The organism is Okeania sp. (assembly GCF_983059655.1).
On the sequence record NZ_CEZPJD010000158.1, the window covers coordinates 1 to 12,547 of the forward strand.

The 12,547-nt window shown below is 35.6% G+C and carries 10 protein-coding genes; 3 read left to right on the plus strand and 7 right to left on the minus strand.

Annotated elements, in window-relative coordinates; all coding sequences use genetic code 11:
- Positions 1-798: 798 nt before the first annotated feature.
- From AC3DU7_RS11270 to AC3DU7_RS11285, 4 genes are all read right to left on the minus strand, one after another.
- The gene (locus AC3DU7_RS11270) at positions 799-2,751 is read right to left on the minus strand and encodes an NHLP bacteriocin system secretion protein (protein WP_488039442.1); all 1,953 of its coding nucleotides are present in this window, start codon (positions 2,749-2,751) and stop codon (positions 799-801) included.
- A gap of 1,136 nt (positions 2,752-3,887) precedes the next feature.
- Positions 3,888-4,574, minus strand: coding sequence for a lecithin retinol acyltransferase family protein (locus tag AC3DU7_RS11275; RefSeq protein ID WP_488039443.1), 687 nt, complete (start codon positions 4,572-4,574; stop codon positions 3,888-3,890).
- 188 nt (positions 4,575-4,762) lie between these two features.
- The gene (locus AC3DU7_RS11280; protein ID WP_488039444.1) at positions 4,763-5,545 is read right to left on the minus strand and encodes a tryptophan-rich sensory protein; all 783 of its coding nucleotides are present in this window, start codon (positions 5,543-5,545) and stop codon (positions 4,763-4,765) included.
- A 141-nt stretch (positions 5,546-5,686) separates the two neighbouring features.
- Positions 5,687-6,064 carry a hypothetical protein gene (locus AC3DU7_RS11285; protein WP_488039445.1) on the minus strand — a complete coding sequence of 126 codons (378 nt, stop codon included), beginning with the start codon at positions 6,062-6,064 and terminating at the stop codon, positions 5,687-5,689.
- Between the two features lie 794 nt (positions 6,065-6,858).
- Between AC3DU7_RS11285 and AC3DU7_RS11290 the strand changes: the two genes are divergently transcribed.
- Both AC3DU7_RS11290 and AC3DU7_RS11295 read left to right on the plus strand, forming a co-directional pair.
- A complete protein-coding gene (locus AC3DU7_RS11290; protein ID WP_488039446.1) occupies positions 6,859-7,962 on the plus strand; it encodes a D-alanine--D-alanine ligase family protein in 1,104 nt (367 codons plus the stop codon).
- A 130-nt stretch (positions 7,963-8,092) separates the two neighbouring features.
- The gene (locus tag AC3DU7_RS11295; RefSeq protein ID WP_488039447.1) at positions 8,093-8,437 is read left to right on the plus strand and encodes a hypothetical protein; all 345 of its coding nucleotides are present in this window, start codon (positions 8,093-8,095) and stop codon (positions 8,435-8,437) included.
- A 131-nt stretch (positions 8,438-8,568) separates the two neighbouring features.
- Here AC3DU7_RS11295 and AC3DU7_RS11300 read toward each other — a convergent pair whose 3' ends face one another.
- Together AC3DU7_RS11300 and AC3DU7_RS11305 are read right to left on the minus strand one after the other, a co-directional pair.
- Positions 8,569-9,069 carry a hypothetical protein gene (locus tag AC3DU7_RS11300; RefSeq protein ID WP_488039448.1) on the minus strand — a complete coding sequence of 167 codons (501 nt, stop codon included), beginning with the start codon at positions 9,067-9,069 and terminating at the stop codon, positions 8,569-8,571.
- Positions 9,070-9,089: 20 nt separating this feature from the next.
- The gene (locus AC3DU7_RS11305) at positions 9,090-9,470 is read right to left on the minus strand and encodes a hypothetical protein (protein WP_488039449.1); all 381 of its coding nucleotides are present in this window, start codon (positions 9,468-9,470) and stop codon (positions 9,090-9,092) included.
- 154 nt (positions 9,471-9,624) lie between these two features.
- Between AC3DU7_RS11305 and AC3DU7_RS11310 the strand changes: the two genes are divergently transcribed.
- On the plus strand, positions 9,625-9,891 hold the full coding sequence (locus tag AC3DU7_RS11310) for a hypothetical protein (protein ID WP_488039450.1): 267 nt from the start codon (positions 9,625-9,627) through the stop codon (positions 9,889-9,891).
- Positions 9,892-10,084: 193 nt separating this feature from the next.
- Here AC3DU7_RS11310 and ppsA read toward each other — a convergent pair whose 3' ends face one another.
- Positions 10,085-12,526, minus strand: coding sequence for a phosphoenolpyruvate synthase (gene ppsA / locus AC3DU7_RS11315; protein WP_488039451.1), 2,442 nt, complete (start codon positions 12,524-12,526; stop codon positions 10,085-10,087).
- Positions 12,527-12,547 lie beyond the last annotated feature (21 nt).

Here is a 12,547-nt window from a genome sequence, read left to right on the forward strand (position 1 = left end):
CTAAAACTAACCACACAGAGTATCTTATCTTTTTTATCTATTGGACAATAGTTATGTTTAGTTTCGATACAGTTAGAGGAAGCTTACGGTTTCGGTAGATTGATATTGAATTTATCTATTGGACAATAGTTATATTTAGTCTCGATACAGTTAGAGGAAGCTTACGGTTTCGGTAGATTGATATTGAATTTATCTATTGGACAATAGTTATATTTAGTTTAGATACACTCAGACGAAGCTTACGGTTTCGGGAGATTGATGTTTGATTTATCTATTGGACAATAGTTATGTTTAGTCTCGATACAGTTAGAGGAAGCTTACGGTTTCGGTAGATTGATATTGAATTTATCTATTGGACAATAGTTATATTTAGTTTCGATACAGTTAGAGGAAGCTTACGGTTTCGGTAGATTGATATTGAATTTATCTATTGGACAATAGTTATATTTAGTTTCGATACAGTTAGAGGAAGCTTACGGTTTCGGTAGATTGATATTGAATTTATCTATTGGACAATAGTTATATTTAGTTTCGATACAGTTAGAGGAAGCTTACGGTTTCGGTAGATTGATATTGAATTTATCTATTGGACAATAGTTATATTTAGTCTCGATACAGTTAGAGGAAGCTTACGGTTTCGGGAGATTGATGTTTGATTTATCTATTGGACAATAGTTACAGCAGTTTCCGCGCGTTGTGAAGTACATATCGGGAGTCTAGTCGCAGCTATATACTTTCATGCAACAAAGCCCATTTTTCCGACAAAAAAAACTTTCTCCTCTTCCTTCTTTCTTACAATCAAATCCCACTCCACTCCCTTAAAATTGGTAAAACAAAAGTAATAGGCGCTCTTTCTTCTACTTGTACTCGTGTTGTTGTGGTTGTACCAGCGGTTAATTTTTGTTGGGGTCCTTTTGAAGAAGACCATTGATAACCACTGAAGGTATTGGAGTCCAATTTTAGTTGAGCGATCGCTTCAATTTTTCCCCCACTTTCGCCGATAATATTTTCTACTATTTCGGAATTTCCTACTACAAAGTTGGCACCTTCTTTAGTTACAGGAAAATCAGATACAGAAATAATTTTGCCGATAATTCCACCAAATCTTTCTCGTTTTACAGTATCAGGAGTGATTAAAATTTCCATCTCTGGTTTGATGCGTTTGCCATCTGAAACAGCAAAGTAACTGACTGCTTGTAGTTCTCCTAATTTTCCTTTAATATTAATTTTACCCAGAGTAGTACCTGGATTGACAAATTGTCCGAGAGTAGTTTGTATTTCCAAAATACATCCATCTACAGGACTAATAATTTTACTATTATCAGTAATTTGTTTTTCTAATTGAGCAATTTCTCGTTTAACTTCTTCTATTTGATTTTTACGTGTATTAACTGCTTCTAAATTTTCTTGTTCTAAACGTTTTCTCTGAGTATCTAAATCTTGTAAATCTGCTTTTATTTGAGTTATTGTATTCTGATTTTCTAAAAATTTTTGCTTTGTTTCTGTTTCCTGTAGTTTGAGTTTTTGTAATTCAGCTTTAATTTCATTAATTTTGTTGATATTTTCTAAAAATTGTTCATCAGTTTCGGTGGTTTGTAAATCTAATTCTTGGATTTGAGTTTCAATTTCTCTAATAGTATTGAGATTGTCTAAATATTTTTGATTGACTTCTGCTTCTTGCGCTTTTAATTCTGTTAATTCAGTCTCAATTTCTTTGATATTATTGAGGTTTTGTGCATATTTTTCTATAGTTTCTGTTCGCTCTACTTCTAGTTGTTTTAGCTCTGCTTCTATTTCTGTAATATTTTGCAGATTTTGTTGATATTCTTGTTTGCTTTGTAATAGAATATCTTCAGAAATGGCTCCCTGTTCATATAAGTCCTGACGTCTTTCTAGCCTCTCTTCAAAAGTCGGAGCTAACTCTCGTGCATCTTGTAAACGTTGCAGTAGACTTTCTCGTTTCTGTTGCAATGCTACTTCATTTTGATCCAGCAAAATAGGGGCTAAAGCTTTGGCATTTTCTAACCTTTGTTCCAGGGTGATTTTTTGTTCGGTGAGTGCTGCTAGTTGTTTTTCTTGTAACTCAGGAGTTAGTGTTTTAGCATCTTGTAAACGCTGTTGTAAGCTAGTTCGTTGCTTGGCGATCGCTTCTAATTTTTTCTCTTTTAATGCGGGAGTTACTATTTCTAGATCCTGTAAACGTTTGTCTAAACTCTGACGTTGTTCTCGAATAGCATTTAAAGTATCATTTTGCAGTATAGGCGCTATTGCTTGAGTATCTTTCAAGCGTTGTTCTAAACTGTTTTTTTTCCCTGCTAAAGCTTCTATTTCTAGTCGAGTACGTTGATTTTGTAGTTGTTGAGTATTTTGAGCTTGAGTTTGTAGTTGAATTAGTTTATTTCGTTGTAATTCTAATTGTTTTTTGAGCTGAGATGGATCTATAGTTGCCAGGACATAATTTTTTTTTATACACTGCCCATCTTGTATATTTAAAGATTGTAATCTACCAGCGATCGCTGACTGAAATTCTATTACTTGTCGAGGGCGAATTAATACTCCTTTTCCACTAATAGTAATAGGTATTTTGCCGAAAATACTCCATAGTAAACCCAGAATTACTAGACAACCTAATGTTGCTAAAGGTAGCCAATCTTTGAGAGTAACTACTTGCATTAATTGGTCTAGTCGTTCTGGGGAAGAAAGCCTTTCTAAAGATTCTTGGCGAAATATATTGCGCTTTTTTTCAGACATTAATAACTTTAGATGAACTTCCCATAACTTTTTTTACATTAGCTTATACCAATGATCGAATAAATAATATTATAAATAATTTGAGTGAAGTAAAACACTTTATGCATGATGTATCTTTGACTAAAAATAAGATTTAATCCATTCCTTTTAATACCATTTATTTATGAAATTGCACTTAATCAAAGATGATAATTATTAGAAGCATAAGGTCATAGCAAAAATTCTTACCAAAGAATTAAGGCTTAAAGTTCCCGCTTTTCCATAGAAAAAGATCAAAAAGCTAGTATTTTGGGACAATTATGGCAGGAAAAGCAAGATAAAATTTCTTCGACTACCTCCTAATTAATTCCCATTTCTCCTGAATTCTGTTTGCCGAGCATTCCGAAGAAAATTCTGACTCCTACCCCTATCAAAAGACTTTCCATACTCAAACCCTAATTAATTATTCATTGTTGAAAGCACTTACCGGTTTATGAACCATATAGTTATAATCAAAAACCTATAGGTGCTTTCTGGCCATTTACCAAAAAATCAGGTCTAAAGCCTGCCCTTTTAAGCTATCCCTTATGGGAAACTCTGGAAAAGCTTGTGGGGAGCAGGGGAAAAGGAAGAAAGAATCATAGTAGACAGGAAAAACTACCTAAGTCATCAAAAAAAATTTACTTTTCAATACACTTTTTTTTCTGACAACAACCTTTTAAAGACTTGTACATGACTGTAAGCATTTCCTACGGAATGCTGCGCAAACAGCCGTCAGCAATCAGCAATCAGCTATTGCTTTTAATTTTAGATAAAAGCTTTACTAATTGAGTCAAAATTTATACTTACGATCAAAGCTGGATGAAACAGTCTATATTCATTAAAACCCCCTTTTTTTTGCTGAGAGCTGATAGCTAATAGCTGAATGCTTACAAATGACTTGTCTATAATATCCACGTTTTATGTTAAGAAAAATGTTTATAAAGCATAGCCTTTTAAGGGGATGAAAAGAGGTCAAACTTCGCAGTTTCGCGAAGGGTGAGATGCAAAATATACATTTTCGTTTTAATTTTTTTCCTAACCTAAGTTATTTCCCAATAACTCTATTAATTATTAATTATTAATACATCTTATGATAGAGTTATAATCAGAGAAAATCAACTTTTACTAATTAAATCTTGGCTTCTTAAAAGTGTCTCTGTCATAGTTGCTAATTTCTGCAAACTAGCTTCTAATTCATCAGCACGTTGTTGATGTTTTTTCTTACGAACTAGGGCAGCACGAGCTACATCCTCCCGGTCTTGTTTAACCGCCGCCACTGCTACTTTTTGCCAAGTATTTATTTCCTGTCTGACTTGTTTATATTCTGGTTGAATATTTTCCCAAGCTATTTTTATATCTGCTAAAGCGTTGTTGACTAATTCGGCAGTATCTACGTCAGTTTTTACTCCTAAAATTGCTTCCTTAATTGGTTGTGATATTTGCTCAACATTAATGTGAGAAAGCAGAGGAATAAAGTTTTTTACCTGTTGACTGTGACTAACTCCAGTTATGCACCAAGTAGCAAAATGTTCGCAATTATTAAAAACAATATTATATTTTTTTTCTCCTAATTTACTTTCTGCTCTTTGAATAACTGTATCAGCAATATAACGAACTGGGTAACGTTTCACATAAACTTTTCTTCTATCAGTAAAATATTCTTTAGAAGTTCTTTCAATAGTTTCTGTACCCTTGCGATAATGAATAACTGTTCCATCACCACAGTCAATGCCATGATGTTCGTAAACACCATCTATATTTAGAAACTCTCTAAGAGTATATATTTGGTCTCCTCTTGCCATATTATTCTTTCAAATTTTACTTAATTTAACTAGCTATCAGCTTAAAAAGGCAGTGCATAGATAATGGTATCTGTTTGCGGAGCATTCCGGAACAGAAAACCTTGGGTTGTTCATCCCCTTGGCGCAAAGCTGACAGCTGAACTGCTGTTTGCAAAGCATTCCGTCAGGAAACGCTTTTTAACCTAATTCTATTTTAATCTAATTGAGACAAGTTTTACACAAACTAAAACCACTAATCCTAAAGCTACAATTCCAGCAGTAACTGCAATAACTGGCATATCTAAATGACGAATTACAATAGCTATAAGTGCCCAAACAAATACCAGAGGATAAGCAATATCTTGCTTTTGTATATTAATAATTGCTGCAATGATTGCTCCAATTATTAACATAATTATTGTCCAAAATATGGCAAATTTCCCTGTACTATTCCAGCCTAAATAATGCAGGGCGCTTGCTATATTCACAATTGTTGCCACACTAATCCAGGCAAAATATATACTAATAGGATGATGAACTAACCATTTATCCTTTTTGGGCACTCTTTCATAACTAATTCCTAAACTTAGATATAGGCAAATTAAACAACCTAAAATACATAACATTGCCAAAACTGAAAGAGTAAATAATTGAAATTGAAATAAAAATACCCAGACAATTTGTGCGATACTAGCACCTACTAAAAAATATCCACATCTCTGTAAAATAGGATTTTCTCTTTGTGCTGGTAATACTTGATAAATTCCAAAACTAATTAAACCCAAATAAATTAATCCCCAAATTGCAAAAGCATAACTAGCCGGAATAATCAAAACATCCTGAAATACAGTGTTAGAAATTTCACCAATAGTTTTGCCACCAGGAGGTGCAAGATTAACATAAACATTCAGAAAAAAAGCAGCAATAATTCCTATTAAATTAGCCCACTGTCGAATAATATCTGAATTAAATTTGTTAGTATTAGTTTCCATCAGTGTCTTTACTCTTATTAATAAATACGATTAAGCAAAATTATAATTTAGCCCGGAAGTTGTTACCTCTACAACTCACCGGGCTACTTGTTTAAATAATTAGTTAATCTTAATCAAATTATAACATCTATATTTGTAGAATTAATCAATAATAACTTCTAGTCCACAAGCTTCTGCCAGCTGTTGTGCTATACTCTTATATTGACGAGGTGGAGTACGAGTATCTAAATCTAAATTAAAACCTTCTGTAACACGCTGAATTAATTTTGAACGCCATATAGCTTCTATTTCATAATCAGAACTTAGACTGCCTTCAGATAATGCTAACCTCAACTTATCTAATATTTGAAATTGTCCCACTAAAATTGCTGCTTTCGTAACATCATTAGAATCAGTATCAAGAGCATCTAATTGCCTACTAACTCGATTCCATTCACTATCAATTATTTCGATCAGAACAGCAGAAAGTTTAGCATTACGTTGCTGTGTCAACATCTGAAATTCGTCTTTAGCCATCATTATTAGCTCCTAAATATATGATTATCGACTATCTAATTTTATATATCACATCTACACTGTTGACTCCAATGAATATAATCTTAAATTTTGAAGAATTTATTTTCTATATGGCCTCTTGATTTTATGTAAGATAATCAGTTATCCAGAAAAGAGGGAGTAGGGAGTAGGGAGTAGGGAGTAGGGAGTAGGGGAAAATAATTGATAATTTATGGATAATAATTAATTTTATTTTGGATTTTAACCAGATGTATTATTAATAAATAATGGCAGAGATTTACATCTTTCATAAATTGCTGATTATTAAGCTAAAAAATATTTTTTTCACAGGAAAAATAAGGTAAATTTAAAACTTCTGGAGTAAGCATTCAGCTATTAGCTGTCAGCTATCAGCAACAAGATTCTCTACTTATGGGACAGTTGTTAAATTAACAACTCACTTTAAGAGCAAGGGAAGCAAATTTTGTAGTAAGACAATGAATAAAGCTTTTGTCCTAAAATTAAAAGCAATAGCTGATAGCCGATGGCTGAATGCTTACCTTCTGGAATACTTAACCTCAATATATAGGAAATTAAAAACAAAGGAATGTTAAATTTTTAACACCAACTATTAAGATCGAGAAAGACACAGTTAACATCAAATAAAAGGAGGAAAAAAGATTTAATTTTGACTTTTGCAATAGGTATAGTCAAGAATCAAGATAGAAATAAATTTTCCTGAATTTTTCTGATAATGACTGATTAACCTGAATATGATAATCTATCAGCAATAAAATTATGTTCAAGGAATCTAAATAATGACAAAATTACGAGTAGGTTTATTATTTGGTGGTTGTTCCGGGGAACATGAAGTATCCCTGAATTCTGCAAAAGCGATCGCTACTGCTTTAACTCAAGGTCAAAATACAGACAAATACGAATTAATGCCAATTTACATCCAAAAAGATGGTCGTTGGCAACCAACTGATTTTTCTCAACAAGTTCTAGAGTCTGGTAACCTACCATCATCTCAGCTTACAGATGATAATTCTGAGACTGAAACCACCTCCTCTCTAGTTTCTCAAACCTCGTCTAACCTGTGGCAAACTCCTCCTCAAACCGCCCAAGTAGATGTGTGGTTTCCAGTGCTTCACGGCCCCAATGGCGAAGATGGTACCATACAGGGCCTACTGAAGTTAATGCAGGTTCCGTTTGTGGGGTCTGGGGTTTTGGGGTCAGCAATGGGTATGGATAAGATCGCGATGAAAATGGCTTTTGCTCAAGCAGGTTTGCCCCAGGTAAAATATCAGGCAGTGACGCGATCGCAGATTTGGTCTAATCCTTGTGTGTTTCCCAAATTGTGCGATGATATTGAGGCAGCTTTGGGATATCCCTGTTTTGTTAAACCTGCCAATTTAGGCTCATCAGTGGGTATTGCTAAGGTGCGGTCGCGAGCGGAATTGGAAACGGCCTTGGATAATGCTGCTAGTTATGACCGTCGTATTATTATTGAAGCGGGAGTGGAAGCTAGAGAGTTGGAATGTGCGGTGCTGGGGAATGATTTGCCGAAAGCTTCTGTGGTGGGAGAGATTACTTTTGACAGTGATTTTTATGATTATGAAACTAAGTATACAAAAGGAAAAGCGGACTTATTTATTCCAGCGCGAGTCAGTGAAGCGATCGCTGCTCAAATTCAAGAAATGGCAACTCAAGCATTTTTAGCTGTAGATGCTGCAGGTTTAGCGAGGGTTGACTTTTTCTATGTAGAGAAAACAGGGGAAATTTTTATTAATGAAATTAATACGATGCCTGGTTTTACTTCTACAAGTATGTATCCTATGCTTTGGAAAGCTAGTGGAATTCCTTTTTCTGAGTTAGTAGACTGTTTAATTCAATTAGCATTAGAAAGACATTCTAAGTAACTAACAATTTTCTGTAGGTTGGGTAGAGCGACAGCGAAACCCAACATTTATCTTTTTTGTCAATCTTAAGTAGACAGTAGTATAATTCATATTAAATAAGTTGACACATACAATCCAGGAATCATTAATTATGGACAGAGAAAAAGAAGCGATCGCTTTACCAAAAAAAAGAACTCAAAAATTTCGGACAAGATTATTCCCTGGAAAGACATTACCTTCTCAAGAAATAGCAAGACGCAAAGCTATCAAAGCAGAATTTAGCGATCGCTGTCGAAAAGTCTTTGAAAAACTTCGCCCTCAATTAACAGACAAATATTACAACCATTTTATAGCAGTCGATCCAGACACTCAAGAATATACGATCGACTCATCCTTAGAAAACTTAATTCAAAAAGTCCGCACCCTTTACCCAGATGGTACAGTCAAAGTCGCTATTTATCGACTTAATGAAACAGGAGCTTGTGGCAGAATATAATGTTAGGTAAATTTGGAAATAACGGCGAATTATTTTTTGAAATAGAATTAGTTCTAATAATTAATATTTTGATGTAGGTTGGGTAGAGCGACAGCGAAACCCAACATTTAGTTATAAATATCTTTCCCCATCTAAATTTCAAGAAACTCCTCAATAATTGGTATTAGCAGTTCTTCAAACTTAAGAAAATCATCCTTTTCTCGTCTTTTTTGACAGATATATTCACAGAATTTCATCTTATTAAACTTTGGAATAGTATATTTCTTACCATAGTCACTTATTTTAGGGATATCTTCCTCAAACCTGTCTTCAAATAATTCGACTGGGAAAAGATTTTCAATACCTTTTTTGCTTGTGATATTATCAGTATTCTCAGGTATACAACGAGTGAATATAGAACCAACTTTTTCCTTTTGTTTTCTTGTCTCACAGTCATAAAGAAGCAACTCTTTTCGGGTAAAGTGAATCTGATTAGTCTCCAGAAATTTTTTTGCAACATCCAAGTGGCTTTTCCCCCCATCTTTTCCTTTTTTGCCAACTTCATCAATTTCTAACTGCTCTAATAAATCTTGATGCCCTAACAATTCCAAGGCTGTTTTGATATATACAACATCTGTTTTCCCCTCTGTCAATATTAAAGGTTTAGACCCTTCTAAAATCTTTTTTTTAGCTTTTTAATGTATTTATTTGGATCGATTTTACCAATTTTTTCTACATAACAAAACTTATTCTCCCCATCAGAGAATTCTAGGAGACTAAGGCTATTTCCAGATAAAAAACGAATATCTCCACGGCTAGTTACTTTGATAAATGGACTATGGCCAAGCTGCTGTCCTATAGCTATGTCGGGAAACTTCTTCTTTGCTAACTCTGCTAGTGCATCAAGAATATAAGCTAATAAAATAGTTTTTCCCGTTCCATTTTTACCTACCAAAATTAACGGTTTTGGATTTCCCGAATCATCTAAGCTTAACGAAATATCTAGCTCACTAATCGGTCCGACATTTTCAATAAAACATTCGCGCAGATACATCTATGATCTTTAAAATTTAGGCTATTTTATATTCTATTATACCTTGATTTCCATACCTCTTTACTAAAAAATTAAGGAAATTTTGCTAATTGAAGAAACTGCTATAAATTTAACTATGTACTATATTTCCCAGAAATGTTAGGAGCCATTAATTATGGATACAGATATTATTGTTAGCATTACAGCAGATGGTAAACTAGAACTACCACCAAAAATTAAGCACCAGATTAAACCAGGGGATAGATATAAAGTTTCCATTGCAGAAGACTCAATAATATTCCAAAAAATTCAGCAACCCCAAGACTTAAATGATTGGTTTCGGCACATTGAAGAATTAGGACCAGACCCAAATCAGCCTTCTCTCCAGGAAATTAGTGAAATGGTAAAAGAAGTACGACAGGAACATAAGTTTAAGAAATGAAAGTTGTTTTAGATGTGAATGTTTGGATTTCTGCTTGGCTCTGGGGTGGTGTTCCTGGTCAAATTCTATGTATAAAAGGCAGGGGGAATTACAGAAAAATCAAGGGATAAATATATCCGACTACCTCCTCTATAAATTCTATTCTCCCCTACTCCCCTACTCCCCCGCTCCCTTACTCCTGAAAAAGACTTTTTCAGCAAGCCCTAATTAACTTCTCCAACTTCGCCACCTCAAACCGAGTCTTCAAAACAGAATCAGGATTCAAACTAATAGAATCAATCCCCAACTCCACCAACAACTTCGCAAATTCAGGATAATCGCTCGGAGCCTGACCACAAATACCAATCTTACGCCCACACTCATGAGCAATAGTAATCGCAATCTTAATCATTCGCCTCACAGCATCATGGCGTTCGTCAAAAATATCTGCTACCAATGCCGAATCTCGGTCTAAACCCAATATCAACTGAGTCAAATCATTCGACCCAATAGAAAATCCATCAAACACTTGAGCAAACTGTTCCATTAAAATCACATTACTGGGTAACTCACACATCACATAAACCTGCAAACCATTCTCACCCCTCTCCAAACCATACTTAGCCATCTCCCCTAAAACCTTCATTCCTTCTTGAGGTGTACGACAAAACGGAATCATCGGAATTACATTTGCCAATCCCATTATATCCCGCACTCGCTTCAGCGCCAGACATTCCAAACCAAAAGCTTCCCGATATTTAGGATGATAATAACGAGATGCACCCCGCCAACCAATCATCGGATTTTCTTCATCAGGTTCAAACTGTTTCCCTCCCAATAAATTAGCGTATTCATTACTCTTAAAATCGCTCATCCGCACAATCACAGGTTTCGGATAAAAAGCAGCAGCGATCGCTCCCATCCCATAAGCTAGGCGATCGATAAAGAAATCTGCCTTATTTTCATATCCCATAGTCAAATCAGCAATTTGTGCCTTTTCCGCCTCATCTTCCACTTCGTCAAAGTTGAGCAATGCTAAAGGATGCACCCCAATATGATTAGCAATTACAAACTCCAATCTAGCCAAACCCACACCATCAACAGGAAGTGCCGATAACCGAAAAGCTTCCTCTGGGTTGCCCACATTCATCAAAATGCGAGTGCGAGTTTCAGGCAAATCATCCAATACTGTTTCCACAACCTCAAACGGGAGCAACCCATCATAAACTATCCCCACTTCTCCCTCAGCACAGTCAACAGTTACCACCTGACTATTGTACAATAGTTTCGTAGCATTTTCACAACCAACAATTGCCGGAATACCCATCTCCCGGGCAATAATTGCAGCATGACAAGTACGCCCACCTTGATTAGTAACTATAGCGCTAGCCTTTTTCATAATGGGTTCCCAGTCGGGGTCAGTTTTGTTAGTGACTAATACTTCCCCTGGTTGAAACTCAGAAATGTTATCCGTATCCAGAATTACGCGCACTTTCCCTTGACCGATCGCCTGACCCACAGCGCGACCTGTTAACAACACTTTCCCTTTCTCCTGCAACTGATAACTACGCAGTATATTCTCAGATTTTTGAGATTGCACCGTTTCTGGTCGCGCCTGAACTATATATAAATTCTCAGTGATGCCATCTTTTGCCCATTCAATATCCATCGGTGTGTAGCTACCGCGCACTTGGGAATAATGGTCTTCGATAATTACTGCCCAATGAGCAAGTTGCAGAATTTCATCATCACTGAGAGCAAACTGTTGTTGCTGTTCCTCTGGCACGGGTATGTTTTTAATCGAATTACCGCCATCATAAACCATTTTGATAGCTTTAGTACCCAGACGTTTGTTGAGAATAGTATGGAAACCTTCCCTAAGAGTTGGTTTAAATACTAGATATTCATCGGGGTTAACTGCACCTTGTACCACATTTTCCCCTAAACCATAAGCTGCTGTAATTAGGGCAGCATTTTTGAATCCAGTTTCGGTATCTATGGAAAACATAACACCAGAGGTAGCAAGGTCGGAACGCACCATTTTTTGAATGCCAACTGAGAGAGCAACATCGAAGTGGTCGAAACCTTTGAGAGTGCGGTAAGAGATAGCACGGTCGGTGAATACTGATGCGAAACATTTATGAGCCGCTTTGAGTACACTTTTAACCCCGTGAATATGGAGGTAAGTTTCCTGTTGCCCGGCAAAACTGGCATCTGGTAAATCTTCGGCGGTGGCACTGGAACGTACAGCAACATCTGTGTCTTGACCGTAGAGATAGCAAAGAGTTTCGTAGCTGAGGGCGATCGCTTTTTCGAGTTCTGCTGGAAAGGGTGTATTCATTATCAATGCTCGTGCTTTTTTACCCCGTTGTTGCAAATTTTTCATATCTTCAACGTCAAGGTCGGCAAATATTTGGCGCAGTTTGACTTCTAAACCAGCAGATTTGATAAAGCAACGATAGGCGTAAGCAGTAGTAGCGAAACCATTAGGAATATTGATATTTTTGGGGGTAAGTTGTTGCATCATTTCTCCTAAAGATGCGTTTTTACCTCCAACTAAAGGAATGTCATTAATACTAACTTCATCAAACCACAATACTAAGCTTTTCTCTTTAGCAGTAAAAGTCTTATTTTGAATTGTTACTGTTTTTAGCATTGCTTTTATTTCTCCTAAAAT

Excerpts from the sequence above, each read along its gene's own strand:
- AC3DU7_RS11270 (WP_488039442.1), bottom strand. The coding sequence starts at position 2,751 with ATGTCTGAAAAAAAGCGCAATATATTTCGCCAAGAATCTTTAGAAAGG.
- AC3DU7_RS11275 (WP_488039443.1), bottom strand. The coding sequence starts at position 4,574 with ATGGCAAGAGGAGACCAAATATATACTCTTAGAGAGTTTCTAAATATA.
- AC3DU7_RS11280 (WP_488039444.1), bottom strand. The coding sequence starts at position 5,545 with ATGGAAACTAATACTAACAAATTTAATTCAGATATTATTCGACAGTGG.
- AC3DU7_RS11285 (WP_488039445.1), bottom strand. The coding sequence starts at position 6,064 with ATGATGGCTAAAGACGAATTTCAGATGTTGACACAGCAACGTAATGCT.
- AC3DU7_RS11290 (WP_488039446.1), top strand. The coding sequence starts at position 6,859 with ATGACAAAATTACGAGTAGGTTTATTATTTGGTGGTTGTTCCGGGGAA.
- AC3DU7_RS11295 (WP_488039447.1), top strand. The coding sequence starts at position 8,093 with ATGGACAGAGAAAAAGAAGCGATCGCTTTACCAAAAAAAAGAACTCAA.
- AC3DU7_RS11305 (WP_488039449.1), bottom strand. The coding sequence starts at position 9,470 with ATGTATCTGCGCGAATGTTTTATTGAAAATGTCGGACCGATTAGTGAG.
- AC3DU7_RS11310 (WP_488039450.1), top strand. The coding sequence starts at position 9,625 with ATGGATACAGATATTATTGTTAGCATTACAGCAGATGGTAAACTAGAA.
- ppsA (WP_488039451.1), bottom strand. The coding sequence starts at position 12,526 with ATGCTAAAAACAGTAACAATTCAAAATAAGACTTTTACTGCTAAAGAG.